The sequence below is a fragment of the Vibrio sp. ES.051 genome (assembly GCF_002563795.1).
GTDB lineage: Bacteria > Pseudomonadota > Gammaproteobacteria > Enterobacterales > Vibrionaceae > Vibrio.
Map to the genome: position 1 here is coordinate 13,634 of NZ_PDJL01000005.1, position 21,557 is coordinate 35,190.

Here is a 21,557-nt window from a genome sequence, read left to right on the forward strand (position 1 = left end):
TTGGCTGCTCTTTTATGTCCCGCGCATTATTTTGATCATTTACATCACGAATTAGTGTGAAAATTGACTTTCATCAAGCATAACTCCCTTCTAACACCTACACTGAATAAAAGGATTTATTCCAATAACTTAAGCAGTACGTTTAGTTTATACGCACTGCACCGGAACCTTATTCTAGGAGGGGACATATGAACACTGTATTTATCGTGAACTTTGTCGGTCAAGCGTCACCTGCGACCATCAAACAGCTTGCTGCAGTCACTCATGAAAATGGAGGTAAATGGCTGATCAGTAAAGTTAACTTTATAGAAGATCAAGTCGCGGGCGTTATCAAAGTTGAGCTTCCTGAAAAAAATGCTGACATCGTTAAAGAGGCGTTCTCTTCTTGTCAAACCCTAGTGGTTAAGTTTGTTGATTCAGAGCCCTACTCACACAATGAAGATACCATTTTCCAACTTCGACTCGATGCTAATGACAGATCTGGCATCGTGAACGAAATCACTCATATCCTTGATAAGCAAGGAATTTCTATTTTAGACATGGATTGTCAACGTGTATTTATTGCTAGCGGTGGTGGTGTCAGCTCGAGCCTATTTAGCGCCAAGATGGCAATTAGACTGCCGAGTGAACTAGAGATTGACGACGTTGCGAACGAGCTAGAATCCCTAAGTGAAGATACGCGAGTGATTCTTGAAAGCTAGTTACAGCCAGATAAAATAAAAAAGAGCAGCCACACGCTGCTCTTTTTTATTAGCATCAATAATATATCGCTTACTTAACTGCCCATTGAGAAAGTGAACGTTTGAAATCAGAGTAGTCAAATTCGTTCAGCTTTTGAAGCTCACCATTCGAGCGTTCACAGTAAACCGAAGGCATACGTAAACCGTTAAACCAATTCAACTTAACCATGGTATAGCCTGCGCTGTCCAAAATGTGTAAACGTTGGCCGATCTCGAGAGGCTGTTCGAAGTTCGCCACACAGAACTGATCCCCAGCAAGACAAGAACATGAACCAATCACATACTCGTGCTCGCCTTTTTCGGATGCTTCTAGAATGGACGCTGGCTCGTTGTAGATAAGCGTATCCAACCGGTGGGCTTCTGTCGCCGAATCCACGATCGCGGTCTTCTTCATGTTCTCCACAATATCAACCACAGTTACGACAAGATCGGTTGTCTTAGTGATGATCGCTTCACCCGGCTCTAGATACATTTGTACGCCGTGTTTCTCTGAGAAGGCTTTAAGCGCTAAACCCAACTTCTCGATGTCGTACCCCGGCCATGTGAAGAACACGCCGCCACCCATGCTTACCCAGTCCAGCTTATCTAGGTACTCGCCAAACTGCTCTGAAATAGCATCGAGTAAGCCGATAAACGCATCCACGTCTTTGTTCTCACAGTTTATGTGGAACATTACGCCATCAATACCATCAAAAATTTCCGGTTTGATGTGATCAGCCAGAACACCAAGACGAGAGAATTGACGAGCTGGGTTTGCTAAGTCTTGCCCTGCATAGCTCACACCTGGGTTTAGGCGCAAGCCAATCGATGCTTTGCCTTCGACAATATGACGATAAGCCGCTAGCTGTGACTGAGAGTTAAAGATCATCTTGTCACAGATGTCCGCCACATCGCGAACGTCATCTTCGCTGTAACCCACACTGTATGCGTGTGTCTCACCACCGAACATTTCGTAGCCAAGCTTCACTTCAAACGGGCCAGAACTTGTTGTTCCGTCTAGGTAAGGCTTGATGATGTCGAATACACCCCATGTTGAAAAGCACTTCAGTGCTAATACAAGCTTCACACCAGAGATGTCTTTTAGCTGTTTTGCTTTCTCTAGGTTCTCAATCAGCTTGTCTTCATTGATCATGAAGTATGGCGTTTTTAGTTCGTTCTGTTGCATTTTGATACCTTACGTCCCTTCGCCTTAGCAAAGGCACGATAAAATCGAACAAAGCCGACGCAAGTGCATCGGCTTAAACGTACAAATAAGAGTCGCTAAATTCTTACTTCAATTTATGGATAACAGGTTGTCCTGGCTCCAGTTCTTGAACATGCCAATCTAGACCAATAAATGGCATGGTTTCTAGGAACGGGTCTGGATCTAGCTGCTCCATGTTGAACACGCCTTTGTCTGCCCACTTGCCACGGAAGAACTGCAAAGCCGCAGTGATCGCAGGTACACCCGTAGTGTATGAGATAGCTTGATGCTCAACGTCTTCGTATGCGACTTCGTGATCAGCGTTGTTGTAAATGAACACACTGCGCTCTTTACCGTCTTTCTTACCTTGAACCCAAGTACCGATACACGTTAGGCCAGTGTAACCAGGAGCTAGTGATGTCGGATCTGGCAGTAACGCTTTAAGCACGTGTAGAGGTTGAACAACCGTGCCGTCGTGAAGCGTTAGTGGATCAGGGCTTAGTAGACCGATGTCACGCATTACATTGAAGTAATTTAGGTAACGATCACCGAACCCCATCCAGAACTCAATACGTTTCGCTGGGATGAACTCTTGCATAGATCGAACTTCGTCGTGCGCCATTGAGTACACTTTATGTGACCCACAGTTCGGGAATTCAAACTCAAGCATACGTGAGTGACAAGGTACTTGTTTCCACTCGCCGTTTTCCCAGTAGAACGAATCGCCTTGAATCTCAAGCATATTCGTTTCTGGGTCAAAGTTAGTTGCGAACTTCTTACCGTGGTCACCTGCGTTTACATCCATTACGTCGATAGTATCGATTTCATCGAACAGATGCTTCACTGCGTATGCGGCAAACACCGAGACTACGCCCGGATCGAAACCGGCACCAAGAATACCTGTGATGCCCGCCTCTTCAAATTTCTCACGGTAGCCCCACTGCCAATCGTAAGCTTGAGGTACTTGTTGGCCTTCAGAGCACAAATCAACCGAAACAGATGTATCAAGGTATGACACTTTAGCTTGGTAACATGCTTCCATAATAGACATGTTCACCCAAGGAGGACCTGCATTGATCACTAGGTCAGGCTGTACTTCTTTAATTAAAGCAACTAAAGAATCTACGTCGTCCGCGTTTACCGCACGAGCTTCTAGTTTCTTAGTTGAATCTTTCAGATTGTTTTTCTTATGAATCGATTCGATGATTTTCTCACACTTACCTACGGTACGTGATGCGATTGTGATATCACCCAGAACGTCGTTGTTTTGTGCTGCTTTATGTGCAACTACCCAGCCAACGCCGCCTGCACCAATCTGTAGAATTGCCATAGTTTTCCGTTACCTTTGTTAAACTAGCTCTGCCGCTAGCGTATTGATTTTTGAGAGCAAAGATTCAAAGTCCGCCGTCGTCAGACACGGGTTCAAAATCGTAAATTTAAGCGCGGTTTTATCGTCGACAATGGTTTCACCCAATACCGCGATACCGCGTGTTAACGCTTCTAAGCGCAACGTTTTGTTCAGTTCATCAAGATCCGCTGATTCATGTGTCGCGCGGAACAGAACCGTAGATAGTGATGGTTCAGCCAACAACTCAAAGTGTTTGTTATCTCGAATCATGTCCGCAACTTCAAGCGTCTGACCAAGTAAATGATCGTACATATCGCCTAGGGCTTTTGGCCCCACGCTTTGCATCGTCATAAACACTTTTAGCGCATCAAAACGCTTAGTTGTAGCAATAGACTTATCCACCAAGTTCGGTAGTTCGTCGTGTTCGCGGTTCAAGTAGTCTGCATGATGAAGCAGGAATTTAAAGTTAGACTTGTCATTCACCAACAGCACGCCACAACTGATGGTTTGGTAAAACAACTTGTGGAAGTCTACGCTGATGGAGTGTGCACGCTCACAACCTTTCAGACGGGCTTTTTGGCTACTTAGAATCAGAGCTCCACCGTATGCACCGTCGACGTGCATCCACATGTCATGTTTCGCTGCCATATCGGCGATAAAGTCTAGGTCATCAATAGCACCGTGATCCGTTGTGCCCGCTGTGCCGACAATTGCAAATGGGATCAAACCTTCTGCTTTTGCCTGATTGAGAACTTCGTCTAACTTAGTGACATCCATCGTTCCATCGGCATTAGCATCGACGGTCATAACCGCTTTTTCACCCAATCCCATCCAAGACGCTGATTTTTGAACCGTGAAGTGGGATTTTTTCGAACATACAATACGCAGCTTCTCTGCGTATTCAGGAAGGCCAAGCTTTTGAATTGAGTGTGCACTGAGTTTGTCAGCAATCCAATCACGCGCAAGCATCAAACCCATTTGATTACTTTGCGTGCCGCCGCTCGTGAAGATACCGTCCGCTTTTTCACCTAACTCGTATTTATCGCATAGCCAGTTCACAACTTTCTGTTCAACATAAGTCGCTGATGAAGCTTGATCCCATGAGTCCATTGATTGGTTCAAAGCCGCAATCATTGCCTCTGCGGCAATAGCAGGCATCAACGGTGGAGTATGAAGGTGAGCGATACAATCTGGATGTTGAGTAAAAATCGCGTTTTTCGCGACCAACTCGGCTGCATCATCAATAACCGTTTTGAGAGGCGCATTTTTATTGTCAAGATCAACAGCATGGATCGCTGCTTCCAATGCTTTTGGATCCATACCTGAGTATGGTGCAGCAACCTGTTCAAACACTGATTTCATTGCAGTCGTGGTGTGATTCATCACCGAAGCAAACTCATTGCTGCCCAACGCTCCAGTGTGGATGAAATGCTTCTTCCATTCATCTTGTGGCTGAGTTTCGATGTGACTACCGCCAGCGGCTAAAATCGCGTCTTCAAATACACGTAAAGCAAAGTCGATTTGCTCAAACGAGATGATAAGAGGAGGAAGGAAGCGAATTACTGCGCCTTCACGTCCGCCTTTCTCAACGATCAAGCCACGCTCAAGTGCTGCGCGTTGAATGGAAAGAGTGAGTTCACTATCCGCTTGAGGTTCGCCAAATTTATTGAGCTCACCGTTTGGATTTTTAATCTCCACACCAAGCATCAAGCCTTTGCCACGTACCTCTGCGATACAGTTCACGCGCTTTTGAATGCTCTCAAGACCGTAGCGCAAGTACTGGCCCGCAATATTGGCATGCTCAACCAGATTGTCACGCTGGATAATTTCTAAGGCTTTCGCACCAGAGACCATGGCTAACTGATTGCCACGAAACGTACCTGTGTGTTCGCCCGGGCTCCAAGCATCATGCTGCTTGTTGATAACCAATAGCGACATTGGTAAGCCACCGCCAATAGCTTTTGATAAACACAGGATATCTGGAACAATGCCTGATTCTTCAAACGCAAAGTTGTAGCCAGTTTTGCCAACACCACATTGGATCTCATCGAAGATCAATAAGATACCGTGTTCATCACAAATACGGCGAAGCTCTTGTAGCCAGAATGCTGGTGCAGGCACCACACCACCCTCTCCTTGCACTGGCTCAACGATGATCGCAGCAGGCTTCATAATGCCCGATTCATCATCGTTTAGCAGGCGATCGATATAGCGAATACTTGCTTTCGCACCTTCATCACCCTCGAGTCCAAAAGGACAACGCAGATTGTATGGGAAAGGCATAAAGTGGACGTCTGACATTAAACCCGTTCGACGCGCTTTCGTACCTAGGTTGCCCATCATGCCCATTGTGCCGTTAGTCATACCATGATATGCGCCACGAAAAGCAAACATGGTGTTGCGGCCAGTAGTCTGCTTCGCGAGCTTGATCGCGGCTTCAACTGCATCGGCTCCAGACGGGCCACAAAATTGGATAACGCTGTTCTCGCTAAGCTCTTGAGGAAGAAAAGATTTAACAGATTGAATAAACGTCGTTTTTGCTGATGTTGCAATATCTAGCGTCTGATATGGCAGACCGGAATCTAATTGCTCTTTCAGAGCTTGGTTGATTTCAGGATGGCTATACCCCAAAGCTAGAGTGCCCGCCCCCGCAAGGCAATCTAAAAAGATCTGTCCACGTGTATCTTCAACCAAGCAACCAAAGGCCTGTTTGATTGCTATCGGCAAGCGACGTGGATAAGAACGTACTTCAGATTCATGCTCAGCCTGATCAATCAATACTTGATCTGGCGTTAAGTCATACGTCCCCTCAACGATAGGAACCTGAGACGAAAAAATGTTTGCGATATTGCTATCGACTTCAAAGGCAGTGCTCATACTACATAATCCCTTGAATTATAATAATTCTATATCCTGTATTAATAATCATTGGAATGAAGTTACAGGAGGTGTGAATCCCCCTCCATATTTGTCAGTACATAAATGACAAAGACAGAGCATCCGCCACGGTGCTTGTGACTTTATATGTCAAGGGATTAATCAAGGTTCCGTAATGCACCCGTTTTGTAAAACAGGACATTTCGGCAGTATGAAGCTGATTAGTGTGTGTTTATTCAAAGATTTCAATGTTGGGTTTCCCATTAATATGCTGCGTTTACAGCATTAGTATCCCGTCTATCGACAAAAGGCTTTGCCGATACCTACCCTACGCAGTGTCACAATCAGCTTGAATGGTCACTACGCGTATCCCCCAGAGATCAAGCGTTGTTAATTACGCTCCGAGATTGCGCGCGAATTTATCACAAAATAAAATCTTCTGGCAACGATTTTCCATATTAGTAACAGTGATGTAAATCACAACAAAGTCTCCCCTTAGTGAGATTTTAACATTCGTACTCATCCACCACGCTTTTCTTCTTTTCTCAAACACCTGTTATTTAAACACATCTCCCTAAAATATCAGCGCTGTGAACCAAAAACGGCTTATGAATATGCCAATCTTTAATCGTAGAACATTATTTTCAGTATCCAAGGCATTTAAAAGCGCTGGTATTCACGTCACGGCTTTGCCTAAAGCGTGAGTCTTTATTCACAGAACCTTGATTGACCAAACTTAAACTAGCCGATGGGTATGACCTTGGAGTGACGTGACTATGGCTAGAATTAACAAGAATGTGAGTTAATGAGCTAAAGGGGCTCAGTGCTTAACGAAATCCATTACGGAGAAGAAATTTAAGATTTGAAGAAACACAAAAAAGGCCCAACATTTTCATGCTGGGCCTTAAACTTGGAGCGACACACGAGGTTCGAACTCGTGACCTCAACCTTGGCAAGGTTGCGCTCTACCAACTGAGCTAGTGTCGCATTTAATATGAGATGGTGCCCCGGGCCGGACTTGAACCGGCACAACGCGAACGTCGAGGGATTTTAAATCCCTTGTGTCTACCAATTCCACCACCAGGGCACACAAATATTCTTTGTGATGCCTTTACAGAAAAGTAAAACACCATCTGATACCGCTAACGCCATATCAATAAAATTTGGAGCGACACACGAGGTTCGAACTCGTGACCTCAACCTTGGCAAGGTTGCGCTCTACCAACTGAGCTAGTGTCGCGTTTATTTTCGAAAGCCATTCACTCTCAAAAGAATAATGGAGGCGCCTCCCGGAGTCGAACCGAGGTCCACGGATTTGCAATCCGCTGCATAGCCACTCTGCCAAGGCGCCTCATTATAAGAAAATAAACTTTCTTATCAACACCCGTTTAAGCATTGCTCTCTTGGGTACGGGATGCATTCTACGGATTCGAGCGATCGAGTCAACACTATTTTTATTTTTTTAAATCGTTTGACTAGATTTTGTTCGAGAGGCAGTAGATTGTTTAGTTTTACTACTAAAACACTCTTAAATACACTTGTTTATCATAGAGTTTTCACTATGTCCTACCCCGCCAATAGAGAGAGGAACCTACTTAAGCCTTCATAATCGGATGGCTCAATGACTTGAAAGGCTCCAACCATGAAAAACAAGACTTAGATCACATTGAAGTGATAAATACAAAAAAGCAGGCTCATTAGCCTGCTTTAGAACATCTCTATTTAATGATGCTCTTCGTTCAACAAATCATCTTTTGCGGCAGCTAAGTATTGAATCATCGACCAATACGTCAAGAAGGTTGCCACATACAGGGCAGCAAAGCCAAGCCAAACCATCCAATCATCATAGCGCCATACCAATACCCATAGAGCGAACATTTGTGAAACTGTCTTCACTTTGCCAACCCACGATACCGCAACGCTAGCTCGCTTCCCTATTTCAGCCATCCATTCTCGCAATGCAGAGATAATAATTTCTCGGGCGATCATTGTTACGGCAGGGATAGTCACCCAAATAGAGTGATAGTGTTCTGTTATTAAGATCAATGCTGTTGCCACCAGCACTTTGTCTGCGACCGGATCGATAAACGCCCCAAAACGTGAAGTTTGGCCAAGTTTACGAGCCAACATGCCATCTAACCAGTCGGTAAAAGCCGCTACCCAAAACACCATTGCTGCTGCAAAAGGTGCCCACGAATAAGGTAGATAGAAAACAACCATAAAAACAGGGATTAAGAACAGTCTAAGAAGAGACAGAATGTTCGGGATATTCAAACGCATTTTATTATTCTCTTACACATTGCGGGTTAATGTTGCGGGATTTTCCTTATTGTTTCAATGCTTGGAAAATAATTTCTGCTAAAGAGTAACTAATTCCCGGTACTTTGGCGATTTCTTCAACACTTGCTCGTTTAAGTTCTTGTAACCCCCCCATGTATTTAAGCAAAACTTGACGCCGTTTTGGACCAACACCTTCAATCCCTTCTAAAGCGCTCGTGCGCCTAGTTTTCCCCCGCTTTGCTCGGTGTCCCGCAATTGCGTGATTGTGGCTTTCATCACGAATGTGCTGGATAAGGTGAAGCGCAGGGGCATCGCTCGGTAAATTAAGCTCTTTCCCCTCTACGGTGATTAAGGTCTCCAAACCAGGTTTTCGCGTCACGCCTTTTGCAATACCAATCATAACCGGTCGCTTTGGCCAATCTCCCCAATAACGAGAAATAATTTCGTGCGCACGGTTTAACTGGCCTTTACCACCATCAATAAAAATAATGTCTGGGATTTTCTCCACATCCAACTGTTTCGAATAACGACGCTCCAGCACCTGCCCCATAGCAGCATAGTCATCACCTCCTGTGATTCCCATAATATTGTAACGACGGTATTCTTGCTTTACTGGGCCTTCACTATTAAAGACCACACAAGATGCTATCGTACTTTCCCCCATGGTATGGGAAATATCAAAGCACTCCATGCGAGCAATCGACTCCATATTCAATGTTTCACGAAGTGCATGGAAGCGTTGATTGATCGTCATCTTATGATTGATTTTTGTAGTAATCGCGGTCAATGCATTCGTGTTGGACAACTTCAGGTAGCGCGCCCGTGAGCCCGTTGGCGATATATGAAAGTGAACCTTACGACCAGCAACTTCACTTAATGCCTTTTGAATTGGGACGATATCCTCAGCTAAATCTGGGTTCAAAATAATGCGAGAAGGAATAGTACGCGCTTCATTTTGACTCAAGTAGTATTGCGTCAAAAAGCTATCGAAAACTTCCTGCTGGCTGGTATTGTGTGGGATTTTAGGGAAATGGCTCCGACTACCGAGCACTTTACCTTGCCGAATCATCAATATATGAATACATGCGATGCCATTTTCTAGAGCAAAACCGAGTACGTCCATATCGTCCATGCTGTCTTCCGATACGTATTGTTGTTCTTGGACACGTCGAATCGCTTGGATTTGGTCACGAAACTTAGCCGCCTCTTCAAAACGCAACTGTTGACTCGCCACTTCCATCTTCTCTATTAACTGCTTAAGTACCTGTTGATCTTTTCCTTGTAAAAACATGCGCACAAATCCGACCAACTCCGCGTATTCCTCATCTGAGATAATGGTGTCAACGCATGGGCCTGCACAACGGCCAATTTGATACATTAAACAAGGACGGGTACGGTTCGCATATACGGTATCTTCGCATTGGCGCACAGGAAAAATCTTTTGCAGTAAATGTAAAGTCTCACGCACCGCTCCAGAATCAGGATAAGGACCAAAGTACTCGCCTTTCCGTTTCTTCGTCCCACGATGCATCGACAACCTTGGATGCTTGTGACCGCTGATAAAAATGTACGGGTAAGACTTGTCATCGCGTAACAGAACATTGTATTTCGGCAAATACTGCTTAATGTAGTTGTGCTCTAAGATCAGTGCTTCCGTCTCAGTATGAGTCACTGTGACATCAATTTTGGCGATATTACTGACGAGCGCACGCGTTTTTTCACTGTCTGCCTTTTGCCGGAAGTAGCTGGAAAGGCGCTTTTTAAGATCTTTGGCTTTGCCTACATAAATAACAACAGCCTCGGCGTTGTACATTCTGTAAACGCCGGGCTGATGAGTTACTGTCTTGAGAAAGGAAACCGAATCGAAGGGAGGAGTCACACTATAAGGTCTCGGTATCCAACATTCCGTGGCGGATCGCTAAGTGTGTTAACTCAACGTCACCATTAATATCCAATTTACTAAACAATCTATAGCGGTAGCTATTGACTGTTTTTGGACTTAAATTAAGTTGCTCAGAAATATCCGTTACTTTTTGACCTTTTGTGATCATTAGCATGATCTGTAATTCGCGCTCAGATAGATCTTTGAATGGGTTTTCAGAAGCTGGAGAGAATTGACTCAAGGCCATTTGCTGCGCGATCTCTGGGGAGATGTAACGCTGCCCACTCTTAACCACACGAATCGCGTTTACCATTTCGTCAGGACCTGCACCTTTGGTTAAATAACCAGACGCACCAGCCTGCATCACTTTGGTTGGAAACGGATTCTCTGTATGAACGGTTAGTACGATGATTTTTACATCTGGATTTACACGAAGAACTTTTTTAGTGGCTTCTAAACCACCAATTCCTGGCATATTCATGTCCATTAAAACAACGTCAGCATGATTGCTGCGACACCATTTTACTGCTTCTTCACCGCTGTCAGCCTCTCCTGCTACGTTCATTCCACGGACGTCTTCAATAATACGTCGTATCCCTGTGCGAACCAGCTCGTGATCATCTACAAGGAAAACATTTATCAAACTTGTATCTCCACACTTTGTATTGGTTCTGCACCCACATAACCATTGTTAAATGTGGATATCAGCATGATTGCCTATATAATAACGTAATCGACAAAAAATTGCTTTATATGAATATGTGCTGAAACGCAAAGTTTAGCAAGAACTTATTTTTATATCTGGTCAGTCAGACTGAATTTGCATATCTACCACAAAACTAGCCGCGTAAAAATCATCATACATTTCAATTTAACTGAACTTAAAAACGGCCCCTCTCCCAGCTTAGCGCTTATTAGCAACGAGTATCGCTTAAAACTTGTCACAACGCCCAATCGATATTTAACAATATTATCAATAAGTTACTGTTTTGAAGGTTTGTATAGGAACTGGCCTCTCATATATAAACCAAATTAACACATCCAATGAAATAACATTTGCAAATGCAAATCGTTTCATTAAAATCACCGCCGCAATTATATTGCAATCAAAAATTGGATATAACTTCTTAAATATCAGGAAAATATAATGAAAAAGCTATTAGCAGTGGCAGCACTAGCAACTCTTCCTCTTTCTAACGTTGCGTTAGCGGATTCAGAAATCGGTTGTGGTTTAGGTACTATGGTTTTCGATGGAAAATCAGGCAAAGTGTTTAAGGTATTGGGAGCAACGACTAACGGTACGTCCGGTAACCAAACATTTGGTATTACTTTCGGCACTTTAGGTTGTGACGGTAATGGCACAATCACATCAGCTCAAAAACTAGCGCTATTTATCGATGGCAACATGGACAACCTAGCTCGCGATATTGCGAAAGGTGAAGGAGAAACTCTTGCTACTCTTTCTGAAGTTTGGGGCATCCAAAAAGCTGACAAAGCAGCATTCAATCAAATGGCTCAAGAAAACTTTGCGAAAGTATTCAAGTCTGAGAATGTGACTTCACAAGAAGTATTCGCTAACCTAAACAATCTGGTTGCGGCAAACAACGCACTAGCGACTTACACTATCTAAGCGCTTGTTCCGTTATATAAAAGAAAAGTGCCCGTTTGGGCACTTTTTTAATGTCAATTTTTTGCGGTATTCAATGAAGCTCTCTTTTTGCACACGCTTTCTGCTCATTTCATCAAGCGTACTTTTACCATCCTTGTCTGTACAAGCTAACAGCTTAGATTTTCAACAGCTTGCACAAACCTCGTACTGGCTAAAATTAGGCCATTATCTTCCAGCAACACTCAGCCACTACAAAAGTACTGTCGACTCGCCAGATTTTTTCCTCTCTGACGAAGGAAAAACCAATCCAAAAGCTGAGTTAGTCGCATCATTTAACGCTTTTTATCACGCAGATGAAGCGACTCAAGCTGAAATGCGTTGTCACTACCCTGCTCGCTTTACATGGCTAGAAAAGCAACAAGGACGCTCGGCCGTCTTAAACTGTCCAAAGATGGAAGACTGGAAAGCAGTGCTAAACCCTGCGGGCATGACGTTAGTCTTTCCTACTGCATTTATGAATAACCCATCTTCAATGTTTGGCCATACCCTACTGAGGGTAGATGCTAAAGATCAAACACGACATAAAGAACTGGTTGCTTTTGCAGTGAACTTTGCGGCCGAGCCTCAAACCGATGACAACGCAGCACTTTATGCCCTGAAAGGCTTAACAGGTAGTTACCCTGGGCGATTTACCGTGATGCCATATTATCGCAAAGTACGTGAATACAACGATATTGAGTCTCGTGACATATGGGAGTACAAACTCAACTTGTCTGAGGACGAAGTTAATCGAGTTCTATTACATCTCTGGGAAATGCAAAAAGCCGAGTTTGATTACTACTTTATTGATGAAAACTGCTCTTATCAGTTGCTTGCTCTTTTGGAGCTTACACGAGATGATCTTTCTCTTGTCGATGACTTTCCAGGTCATGCAATCCCATCAGATACGGTCGAAACACTTGCGAACAATGGCCTTTTAGATGAGCCTAAATACCGCGCTGCTTTTGGAACTCGCTTACTCCACCAATTAAATGAAATCGATGAAAAGCTGTTTGAGGCGGCTATCAAAGCCAAGCAAGGCGAGTATCCTAGTGAAACAAAGTTTACCGCTGAAGAGCGCGCTGCAATTTTAGAATTTGCCTATGAGTGGCTCAATTATGAACTCTATGATGAAGGGCTTGAACGAGATCCTACCGCCAGACAGCTTACTCAACTTCTCTACCAACGCAGTCGAATTAAAACAGACTCGCCATTTTCTCCCGTCCTTGCTCCAAAAGTTTCACCTGAAAAAGGGCACGCTTCTGCTCGTGCTGGTTTAACTTATCAATATAATGACATCACCAGCAATCGCGTGAACTTTCAATGGCGCGCCGCTTACCATGACTTACTCGACTCGCAAGCTGGCTTTATTCCAGGTGCAAAGATTAGCTTTCTAGACACGGCTTTTAGCATTGACCAAAATGCAAATTCAAGGTTAGAAAAGCTACATATGTTGGATGCCATGGCTTTAGCACCAGGTAACAAAGTTTTTGACAGTTTGGCTTGGAATATCCGCAGCGGTTTCGATCGCATGCCTGATAAGAACAAGCTCGCTGGACGGTGGTTTGCGCAAGGTGGGGCTGGTAAAGCGTGGGGGCAATCCGACAAACTCCACTTATACACTCTCATCTCTGGCGAAATAAGTGGAGGTGAGTTAACGAATTATGACCTTACTCTCGGTGCAGGCGTCGAGACAGGCATCCTATGGCAGGCTAGCATCAATCATCGCATCGGCATTCAAGGTCAATATTTGCACCTGTTGGATTCACATACAGATCAAAATGCGAAAGTGACTGCCAGCTGGAACTGGACTCTTAGTCGAAATTGGGCGATTCGTGGCGAACTCGAATACCAACATTGGTCTCGAGAAAATACCTCAGCAAGCCTCACCGGATACTTTTACTACTGAGTTTTTGCTAATATCCTCTATTAAGTAAAAGGCTACACGACGTAGCCTTTTTTAGTTCTATAGGAAGTGTGTCGTTGACAGTTCAGCAAGGTTTTTTACTAACCCGTCAAGCTCGGGACTTTTCAGGAAAAACTCAAATTGATCTTTGGGTTTCCACAGAGAATGGACCCGCAAATTTAATGATACAGGAAGAAAAGCCTGTCTTTTTTATCGAACAAGATAAACAGACTCAAGTTAAATCCATCGCTAACGACAGCAATATCCAAGTAGAACTCAAGCCTTTAGCGCTCGCGAGTTTTGACCTGACTCTTCTGAGTGCTTGCTACTGTCACACGATTAAAGAATCTCACACGCTTTCCAATCTCTTAGCCAAAGAAAACATACTGACTCTAGAAACTGACATCAAGCTCGCAGATCGCTTCTTAATGGAACGATTTATAAAAGGCAGCATTGAGTTTACCGGTCAATTTCAAACCAAGTCGAATCACACTAAAGTGACACAAACGCAATGTCGTCAGGGTAAGTATATTCCATCTTTGCATGTGGTTTCTCTCGATTTGGAGTGTTCTGAAAAAGGCATCCTTTACTCTATCGGATTGGACAGCCCTATCGATTCACGGGTCATTATGGTCGGAGAGCCAGAACCTGCAAACACTGCAATACAATGGGTTAAAAATGAGAAAGCTTTGCTCGAAGCGTTAATCGTCTGGTTTAAACGATTTGATCCAGATGTCATTATCGGTTGGAACGTCATTGACTTCGACTTCCGTCTGCTTCATAAACGCGCAGAATGGCATAGTATGAAGCTCATGTTAGGAAGAGCCGACCAAGCGAGTTTTTTTCGTAGTTCTGCTCAAAGCCAGCAAGGTTTTATTTCTATTCCCGGGCGAGTAGTGATGGACGGCATCGACACACTGAAGACGGCAACCTATCACTTTCGCTCTTGGTCGCTTGAGTCGGTTTCTCAAGAACTTTTAGGTGAAGGCAAACAAATTCACAATGTGCATGACCGTATGGATGAGATCAATCGCATGTACCGTTCGGATAAGCCTTCTCTTGCCAAATACAACCTGCAAGATTGTGTATTGGTGAATAAGATCTTCGACCACACTCACCTACTCGATTTTGCGATTGAACGCTCTCGCCTGACTGGGGTTGAACTTGACCGCATCGGTGGCTCTGTCGCCGCGTTCACTAACTTGTATTTACCGCAGATTCATCGTGCTGGGTACGTTGCTCCCAACTTACAGCCAGAAAACTGGATAGCTAGTCCTGGTGGCTACGTAATGGACTCAATACCGAACCTGTATGACTCCGTATTAGTGTTGGACTTTAAGAGTCTATACCCTTCTATCATTCGTTCATTCTTGATTGATCCAATGGGCCTCATTGAAGGCTTACAACTAGAAATTGGCAAAGAAGAGTATCAAGCCGTACCGGGTTTTCGCGGTGGGCAATTTCACCGAACTAAGCACTTCTTACCTAAAATGATCGAAAAACTTTGGGCTGCGCGTGATGTAGCCAAGCAGAACAACGAAAAAGCATTTTCTCAAGCTATTAAGATCATCATGAATTCGTTTTATGGTGTATTAGGCTCATCAGGGTGTCGTTTTTTCGATACTCGCCTCGCATCCAGCATCACGATGCGCGGACATGAAATCATGAAGCAAACCAAAGTACTGATCGAAGATCAAGGCTATCAAGTGATTTACGGCGATACAGATTCCACTTTCGTTTCTTTAAATGGCGCCTACCGTCAAGCAGACGCAGATCAAGTCGGACACCAACTCGTTGAGTACATCAATACTTGGTGGAATGAACATCTACGCGAGGAATACAACCTCACTTCAATGTTGGAAATCGAATACGAGACTCATTACCGTAAATTTCTTATGCCAACCATTCGTGGTGCAGAAACCGGTTCTAAAAAGCGCTATGCTGGATTAATAGGCGAAGGAATACATGAGCGTATTATCTTTAAAGGGCTTGAAAGCGCACGGACCGACTGGACGTCATTAGCACAAAAGTTTCAAAACACACTTTACAATATGGTTTTCCACGGTGAAGACCCAAGTAACTATGTTCGTGAGATCGTTGAAAAGACCAACCACGGTGAGTTTGACGAACAATTAGTCTATCAAAAACGTCTACGCCGAAAGCTGCATGAGTACCAAAAGAATATCCCACCGCAAGTTCGCGCGGCACGTTTAGCCGATGAAATAAACACCAAACTGGGGCGCCCGCTACAATATCAAAATCGAGGCAAAATCGAATATATCATCACAATAAACGGTCCTGAGCCTTACGAGTACCTCAACAGTCCTATTGATTATCAACATTATATTGATAAACAGTTAAAACCTGTGGCTGATGCAATTTTACCCTTTATCGGAACCAATTTTGATCGGCTTTCAGCACCGCAAATGGGTTTGTTTTAACCGATGCGAAATTCAGTTTTCTGATATTGCTTGACCAGCCAACCACCAAACGCGTCGATTAAACCAATAACAGAACGTTTAGGGATCGCGCGGCCAGATAGCAAAATCCCTAACCGCTCTATCTCTAGTTGCTTTTCAGGATGATAAGTCAAAAAGACCTCACCACACTGAATAGGATCGTCAAACCAGCGTTTATCTCGATACATAACCAATGAGTAAGATGCCCTCAATAATTTTTTCGCAATCACTGCCTGAGCTATCCCTTGCTCTTCTGCTGTCTTTGCTTGGGCAATTTTCTTTCGATAGACAATAACCCAATCTTCTATATCCATATTCCAATGTTTGGCGATTTCCCAACTCGGGACATAATCACCAAAACAATCGGCTAAATCATCACCGTATACACAAACACAACAATGTTTGAGCATGAACCCCCACGTAAAGATACTATCCAGATTGGCGACTTCGCTAACCAATGCTGTACGAATGGCTACACCGTTGACTTGAGGGTGACTTTGCTGCGCACGCCACTTAATCGTATTGAACAAGGTTACTCGGTCAGTTTCAAATAACGACTTGGTCACGACGACTAAGTCCAAATTCGATTTTCCTGCAACGGCTGTTTTTCTCGCGACACTGCCATAAACATAGACACTATGCAGATTTCGCCCAAGCCCACCTTTAAGGCAAGTAATGGCTTCTCTGATTAAAGGAGAAAATTCTGATTGAAAAGGCTGCTTTGGGTCAATAACGGGCAGGGACATGAGTGAAAACGTGATCTCAGGTTATAAAAAGACGATACGTAATATGTTCTCCCACCATAGGGTCTGAATCAAGCCCAATGATGCGTTTAATGATGGGAGTGAGGGCAACTTTCTACGATAAATTTTAATGCTAGGTGGTTAACTTAGCGCTATAATCAGCGAGTTTTGCTTAATAAGTATGAATAGGAATATACAATGCCAAAGGCAAGTGAAATCAAAAAAGGCTTCGCCATCGAGTCGAATGGTAAAACGCTGCTAGTCAAAGACATCGAAGTAACGACTCCTGGTGGTCGTGGCGGCGCTAAGATCTATAAAATGCGTTGTGCAGATCTCAACACAGGCGCACGCGTAGATGAACGCTACAAGTCAGATGACGTTGTTGAGACAGTAGAAATGAACAAGCGTGCTGTTATGTACTCTTACGCTGATGGCGACGAGCATATCTTCATGGACAACGAAGATTACTCTCAATACACCTTCAAACATAACGAAATTGAAGATGACCTACTGTTCATCAACGAAGACACCCAAGGTACCCATGTGGTTTTAATTAACGGTTCTGCCGTTGGTTTAGAACTTCCTGCTTCAGTGGAGTTAGTGATTGAAGAAACGGACCCATCAATCAAAGGGGCATCAGCATCTGCCCGTACCAAGCCAGCCCGTTTCGCTTCTGGCCTTGTGGTTCAAGTCCCTGAATACATCGCAACGGGTGACCGTGTGGTGATCAACACGACTGAACGTAAATACATGAGCCGAGCATAAGCATGCCTGATTTAATTTCTTACGACGATGCCATCGACGCCGCGTACGACATTTTCCTTGAAATGGCCCCTGATAATTTAGAGCCTGCTGATGTAATTCTGTTTACTGCGCAATTTGAAGATCGTGGTGCCGCAGAGCTTGTTGAAACAGGCGAAGACTGGGTGGAGCATATCGGCTTCGAGATCGACAAAAAAGAGTATGCAGAAGTACGAATTGGCTTAGTAAACGAGGAAAGTGACGTACTTGATGACGTATTTGCTCGTATGCTAATCAGCCGAGACCCAGAGCATAAATTCTGCCATATTCTTTGGAAACGCGATTAACATTCCCTTTGCCGTGAATAACAGCACCAGCCTCGCGCTGGTGTTTTTTTATCTATTGGAAGCGACTGCTCTTTGTATCTCGCTTGGCATTCTGTTCTTATACCTAACAATAGATAAGAAAAAGACCTGCCACTGGGCAAGCCTTTCTAATATTTATTTTTCACTATCAATTAACGATGTTTGTTACGTGCGCCTGTTACACCAGCGTTGTTCTTTGGCTTGCGGCGAGCAGGATTATTACTACGGCCCTTAGGCGTGTTCACACGTTCTTCGTGGCGCTTAACTGCACGACGGATTTTTTGACTACGTGCACGTTCACGCTTACGAGACGTATTGTCTTTGCTAAGGTCAAGCATGGTCTCTTTCTCTGGGCGAAGCTCTACAAGCTCACGCAGGTAGTTTACTTCTTTCAGATCAAGTTCCATCCAACCACCACGAGGCAATTTCTTATCAAGGAAAATATCACCATAACGTACACGCTTTAGACGACTTACAGTACACTCTTGTGATTCCCATAGTCGACGCACCTCGCGGTTACGGCCTTCGTTGATCACTACGTAGAAAGTGTGGTTCATACCCTCACCACCTGCATACACAACATCTTCGAAGCGAGCTACACCGTCTTCCAGTTCGACACCTTTCACTAGATTACGAACTTTTTGTTCAGTTACTTCACCGAACACTCGCACTAGGTATTCACGCTCAACTTGGCGGCTTGGATGCATTAGACGGTTTGCCAGTTCACCATCTGTAGTGAAAAGCAATAGACCAGAAGTATTCGCATCCAGACGACCAACTGAAATCCAACGAGAACCACGAATCTTTGGCAGGCGATCAAAAACTGTACGACGGCCTTCTGGATCGTGACGAGTACACAACTCACCTTCCGGCTTGTAGTACGCCAGGACACGACAGATCACTTCTTCTTGTATCTTTGCAGATACAATGTGACCATCGATACGAATCACGCTGCTCTCATCTTCAAGTCTTTCACCAAGTTTAGCCACTACACCGTTCACGCTTACGCGACCAGATTTAATTAACGATTCAATCTCACGACGAGAACCGTGACCAGCACGTGCTAATACTTTTTGTAACTTTTCGCTCATTTATCTACCTATGTGTCGTCTTCACAGACGTCTAGACCAAGAGTGGTCTGTATTTTGCTAATTACCCACCTCGTGGGATTTTGGGTCAGGCATTATACGTAACTTTCTTGCTTAATGTAAACGAAATCCACGCTATTTACCAAGCCAAATCTACGTATAAAATCGCCGTTCTCTGCGACTTTAGATCTCAACCAATCAACCGTCCTTTGCTTACTCACTAAACCAGTTAAAATGAAATAAAAAATATCTATATTTTCGTTTTGATTTTAATTGAGTTGGTTAAGACTTGAAAAAACCTTAGCACCTCAAACGCAAAAAAGGAGGCACATCGCCTCCTTTTTCTTCTCTTTCTTATCGCTTATTCAAAAGGGCTGGGGTCACCAGAACCCAGACGAACCACAACAGGCTCACCGTCGCTAAAATCGATAACGGTTGTTGGTTGCTCGCCAAGGTAGCCACCACTAAGAATCACATCAACCGCATACTCAAGTTTATCGCGAATCTCTTCTGGATCTGATTCCGTTACGTCACTACCAGGGAGAATCAACGACGTAGACATCATGGGTTCGCCTAGCGCTTCTAAAAGATCCAGCGCGATTTGATTATCAGGCACACGAATGCCGATCGTCTTACGCTTGGCGTTCATCAAACGACGAGGGACTTCTTTCGTCCCTTTAAAGATAAAAGTGTATGGACCCGGCGTATTATTTTTCAGTAGCCGGAATGCAATATTATCCACACGCGCGTACAGAGAAATCTCCGATAAATCACGACACAACAAGGTGAAGTTATGTTTGTCATTCAAACGACGGATTTGACAAATACGTTCTAGCGCCTGTTTGTTCTCCAACTGACAGCCAAGTGCGTATCCTGAGTCCGTAGGGTAAACCACGACACCGCCGTTGCGAATGATTGCTACTGCTTGATTAATCAAGCGAGCCTGTGGGTTTTCTGGGTGAACGTAAAAAAACTGGCTCATTGTAATTCCTCATTATCGAGCCTCTCGACTCTATATTCTTATTTGGAGATTGAAGTCGTTTTACTGAGCAATAGCCAGCGAAGGATCAATCCCCCAATCTTTCCAAACTGGTTCTACGCCTGCAGGCAACCAGAGGTTTCTTCCTAACTCCATCCAAGGTGATGGATAGTGGAAATCACTGCCTTGAGACGCTAATAGGTTGTATTGTATAGCATAATCAGCCAAGTTGCGCCTTTCTTGTTGCGCTTGCTGCGGCTGCGCTACTTCCATCGCATCACCATTAGCTTCTACAAACGCATCGAGAAGACGCTTAATCCACTTCGCTGTCAACTTATATCTGCCAGGATGCGCTAATGTAGCCAGACCTCCAGCCTTATGAATGGCGTCGACCGCCTCTTCCATCGTGCACCAATTAGGCGGCACATACCCCGGATTATTACGCGTTAAATACTTTTTAAAGACCATTTGCATGGTTTTCGCATAACCATTGTCTACCAACCATTTGGCAAAATGCGCACGCGTAATTGGCGCATCGCCCGCAATTTTCTGCACTTCTTCTAAAACACCTTCACGTGTCACCTTTTGCAAACGTTCTGCAATCAGCTCAGCTCTCTTAATACGGTGCTTTTGCTGCTGTTCTATTAGCGTAACCAAAGCTGAATTTTTAGGGTCAATATTCAAACCGACGATATGAATATCTTTATTCTGCCAGACCGTTGATATCTCAATGCCATTAATAATTTTAATTGGCAAGTTATTGTCCTTCACGTGCTGCTTAGCCAACGCTAATCCGTCAACCGTATCGTGATCTGTGATCGCCAAAAACTCGATATCAAAACTCAGCGCCCTATCTACCAGGTCTTTAGGATCAAACCGACCATCCGAGGCTGTGGTGTGGCTATGTAAATCAATTCTCATATTTTTGTCGTTTTAAAGCTTTTTTGGGGTTGACTTTTCACTCCCGCACTAGTTAACTAGTACACAAATACAAAGTGCATCATTTAAGGTTTACCATGTTACAAGAATTTAACCAAAACCAAAAAGCGAAAGTTACGATTTGTCTGGATAAGACAAGTTCATCAGAACTTGCTTGGTGGCGCATTTGGACAAGTTCTTGGTGGGCAAACGTATACTTCTAATTTAAAGAAACAAACGTTACAAAGCCCGCTACTTCAGCGGGCTTTTTTATTTTGTCGCTCTACTCACATTTCACTGCCTTAAGATTTACCGGATAAGGATAACTCTTGATTGGGAGAACGTTTGCTTTATGCGACTATGTATTCTAGGAAGATTTGAACAGCAACAAGGAGGTCTT

At 44.0% G+C, this 21,557-nt stretch carries 17 protein-coding genes, 4 tRNA genes and 1 other annotated feature; of the genes, 7 read left to right on the top strand and 14 right to left on the bottom strand.

Going from position 1 to position 21,557, the window contains the following annotated elements:
• The first annotated feature begins 188 nt into the window (after nt 1-188).
• Nucleotides 189-701, top strand: a complete 513-nt coding sequence (locus ATG66_RS14180; RefSeq protein WP_098415939.1) for a glycine cleavage system protein R — start codon at nt 189-191, stop codon at nt 699-701.
• Nucleotides 702-771: 70 nt separating this feature from the next.
• Here ATG66_RS14180 and nspC read toward each other — a convergent pair whose 3' ends face one another.
• From nspC to uvrY, 10 genes are all read right to left on the bottom strand, one after another.
• The gene (nspC, locus tag ATG66_RS14185) at nt 772-1,905 is read right to left on the bottom strand and encodes a carboxynorspermidine decarboxylase (protein ID WP_098415940.1); all 1,134 of its coding nucleotides are present in this window, start codon (nt 1,903-1,905) and stop codon (nt 772-774) included.
• 103 nt (nt 1,906-2,008) lie between these two features.
• Nucleotides 2,009-3,253, bottom strand: a complete 1,245-nt coding sequence (locus ATG66_RS14190; protein WP_098415941.1) for a carboxynorspermidine synthase — start codon at nt 3,251-3,253, stop codon at nt 2,009-2,011.
• An 18-nt stretch (nt 3,254-3,271) separates the two neighbouring features.
• On the bottom strand, nt 3,272-6,148 hold the full coding sequence (locus ATG66_RS14195; protein WP_098415942.1) for a pyridoxal phosphate-dependent class III aminotransferase: 2,877 nt from the start codon (nt 6,146-6,148) through the stop codon (nt 3,272-3,274).
• A 911-nt stretch (nt 6,149-7,059) separates the two neighbouring features.
• Nucleotides 7,060-7,135 (bottom strand) — tRNA-Gly (locus ATG66_RS14205).
• 13 nt (nt 7,136-7,148) lie between these two features.
• Nucleotides 7,149-7,235: transfer RNA gene (locus ATG66_RS14210), tRNA-Leu, on the bottom strand.
• Nucleotides 7,236-7,312: 77 nt separating this feature from the next.
• Nucleotides 7,313-7,388 (bottom strand) — tRNA-Gly (locus ATG66_RS14215).
• Between the two features lie 37 nt (nt 7,389-7,425).
• Nucleotides 7,426-7,499: transfer RNA gene (locus ATG66_RS14220), tRNA-Cys, on the bottom strand.
• Nucleotides 7,500-7,870: 371 nt separating this feature from the next.
• Nucleotides 7,871-8,428, bottom strand: coding sequence for a CDP-diacylglycerol--glycerol-3-phosphate 3-phosphatidyltransferase (gene pgsA / locus ATG66_RS14225; RefSeq protein ID WP_098415943.1), 558 nt, complete (start codon nt 8,426-8,428; stop codon nt 7,871-7,873).
• Between the two features lie 46 nt (nt 8,429-8,474).
• Nucleotides 8,475-10,307, bottom strand: coding sequence for an excinuclease ABC subunit UvrC (uvrC, locus tag ATG66_RS14230; RefSeq protein WP_098415944.1), 1,833 nt, complete (start codon nt 10,305-10,307; stop codon nt 8,475-8,477).
• 1 nt (nt 10,308) lies between these two features.
• Nucleotides 10,309-10,953, bottom strand: coding sequence for a UvrY/SirA/GacA family response regulator transcription factor (uvrY, locus tag ATG66_RS14235; RefSeq protein WP_098415945.1), 645 nt, complete (start codon nt 10,951-10,953; stop codon nt 10,309-10,311).
• Between the two features lie 504 nt (nt 10,954-11,457).
• Here uvrY and ATG66_RS14240 point away from each other — a divergent pair.
• The 3 genes from ATG66_RS14240 to ATG66_RS14250 all read left to right on the top strand — a co-directional run bounded on the left by ATG66_RS14240 (nt 11,458) and on the right by ATG66_RS14250 (nt 16,305).
• Nucleotides 11,458-11,940: a DUF3015 family protein gene (locus ATG66_RS14240; RefSeq protein ID WP_098415946.1), complete on the top strand. Its 483-nt coding sequence runs from the start codon at nt 11,458-11,460 to the stop codon at nt 11,938-11,940.
• Nucleotides 11,941-12,013: 73 nt separating this feature from the next.
• On the top strand, nt 12,014-13,867 hold the full coding sequence (locus ATG66_RS14245; RefSeq protein ID WP_098415947.1) for an Lnb N-terminal periplasmic domain-containing protein: 1,854 nt from the start codon (nt 12,014-12,016) through the stop codon (nt 13,865-13,867).
• Between the two features lie 74 nt (nt 13,868-13,941).
• On the top strand, nt 13,942-16,305 hold the full coding sequence (locus ATG66_RS14250; protein WP_098415948.1) for a DNA polymerase II: 2,364 nt from the start codon (nt 13,942-13,944) through the stop codon (nt 16,303-16,305).
• Here ATG66_RS14250 and ATG66_RS14255 read toward each other — a convergent pair.
• Nucleotides 16,302-17,069 carry a nucleotidyltransferase gene (locus tag ATG66_RS14255; RefSeq protein ID WP_098415949.1) on the bottom strand — a complete coding sequence of 256 codons (768 nt, stop codon included), beginning with the start codon at nt 17,067-17,069 and terminating at the stop codon, nt 16,302-16,304. The two genes, ATG66_RS14250 and ATG66_RS14255, sit on opposite strands and share 4 nt — an antisense overlap.
• A 195-nt stretch (nt 17,070-17,264) precedes the next feature.
• On the opposite strand from ATG66_RS14255, the gene efpL reads away from it, so the two are divergent.
• On the top strand, nt 17,265-17,831 hold the full coding sequence (gene efpL / locus ATG66_RS14260) for an elongation factor P-like protein EfpL (RefSeq protein ID WP_098415950.1): 567 nt from the start codon (nt 17,265-17,267) through the stop codon (nt 17,829-17,831).
• Between the two features lie 2 nt (nt 17,832-17,833).
• The gene (locus ATG66_RS14265) at nt 17,834-18,154 is read left to right on the top strand and encodes an HI1450 family dsDNA-mimic protein (RefSeq protein WP_098415951.1); all 321 of its coding nucleotides are present in this window, start codon (nt 17,834-17,836) and stop codon (nt 18,152-18,154) included.
• Nucleotides 18,155-18,324: 170 nt separating this feature from the next.
• On the opposite strand, the gene rluB is transcribed toward ATG66_RS14265, so the two are convergent.
• The 3 genes from rluB to rnm form a co-directional block, all read right to left on the bottom strand.
• A complete protein-coding gene (gene rluB / locus ATG66_RS14270) occupies nt 18,325-19,263 on the bottom strand; it encodes a 23S rRNA pseudouridine(2605) synthase RluB (protein ID WP_098415952.1) in 939 nt (312 codons plus the stop codon).
• A 358-nt stretch (nt 19,264-19,621) separates the two neighbouring features.
• Nucleotides 19,622-20,242 (bottom strand): L-threonylcarbamoyladenylate synthase, encoded by a 621-nt coding sequence (locus tag ATG66_RS14275; RefSeq protein WP_098415953.1) that lies wholly within the window; start codon nt 20,240-20,242, stop codon nt 19,622-19,624.
• A 60-nt stretch (nt 20,243-20,302) separates the two neighbouring features.
• On the bottom strand, nt 20,303-21,160 hold the full coding sequence (gene rnm, locus ATG66_RS14280; RefSeq protein WP_098415954.1) for an RNase RNM: 858 nt from the start codon (nt 21,158-21,160) through the stop codon (nt 20,303-20,305).
• Between the two features lie 95 nt (nt 21,161-21,255).
• Here rnm and ATG66_RS14285 point away from each other — a divergent pair, with 95 nt between their 5' ends.
• Nucleotides 21,256-21,381 (top strand): Trp operon leader peptide, encoded by a 126-nt coding sequence (locus ATG66_RS14285; protein WP_098415955.1) that lies wholly within the window; start codon nt 21,256-21,258, stop codon nt 21,379-21,381.
• Nucleotides 21,328-21,431 (top strand) — a sequence feature (Trp leader region). It overlaps the preceding gene by 54 nt.
• Nucleotides 21,432-21,557: the final 126 nt, after the last annotated feature.

Excerpts from the sequence above, each read along its gene's own strand:
- ATG66_RS14180 (WP_098415939.1), top strand. The coding sequence starts at position 189 with ATGAACACTGTATTTATCGTGAACTTTGTCGGTCAAGCGTCACCTGCG.
- nspC (WP_098415940.1), bottom strand. The coding sequence starts at position 1,905 with ATGCAACAGAACGAACTAAAAACGCCATACTTCATGATCAATGAAGAC.
- ATG66_RS14190 (WP_098415941.1), bottom strand. The coding sequence starts at position 3,253 with ATGGCAATTCTACAGATTGGTGCAGGCGGCGTTGGCTGGGTAGTTGCA.
- ATG66_RS14195 (WP_098415942.1), bottom strand. The coding sequence starts at position 6,148 with ATGAGCACTGCCTTTGAAGTCGATAGCAATATCGCAAACATTTTTTCG.
- pgsA (WP_098415943.1), bottom strand. The coding sequence starts at position 8,428 with ATGCGTTTGAATATCCCGAACATTCTGTCTCTTCTTAGACTGTTCTTA.
- ATG66_RS14240 (WP_098415946.1), top strand. The coding sequence starts at position 11,458 with ATGAAAAAGCTATTAGCAGTGGCAGCACTAGCAACTCTTCCTCTTTCT.
- ATG66_RS14245 (WP_098415947.1), top strand. The coding sequence starts at position 12,014 with ATGAAGCTCTCTTTTTGCACACGCTTTCTGCTCATTTCATCAAGCGTA.
- ATG66_RS14255 (WP_098415949.1), bottom strand. The coding sequence starts at position 17,069 with ATGTCCCTGCCCGTTATTGACCCAAAGCAGCCTTTTCAATCAGAATTT.
- efpL (WP_098415950.1), top strand. The coding sequence starts at position 17,265 with ATGCCAAAGGCAAGTGAAATCAAAAAAGGCTTCGCCATCGAGTCGAAT.
- ATG66_RS14265 (WP_098415951.1), top strand. The coding sequence starts at position 17,834 with ATGCCTGATTTAATTTCTTACGACGATGCCATCGACGCCGCGTACGAC.
- rluB (WP_098415952.1), bottom strand. The coding sequence starts at position 19,263 with ATGAGCGAAAAGTTACAAAAAGTATTAGCACGTGCTGGTCACGGTTCT.
- ATG66_RS14275 (WP_098415953.1), bottom strand. The coding sequence starts at position 20,242 with ATGAGCCAGTTTTTTTACGTTCACCCAGAAAACCCACAGGCTCGCTTG.
- rnm (WP_098415954.1), bottom strand. The coding sequence starts at position 21,160 with ATGAGAATTGATTTACATAGCCACACCACAGCCTCGGATGGTCGGTTT.
- ATG66_RS14285 (WP_098415955.1), top strand. The coding sequence starts at position 21,256 with ATGTTACAAGAATTTAACCAAAACCAAAAAGCGAAAGTTACGATTTGT.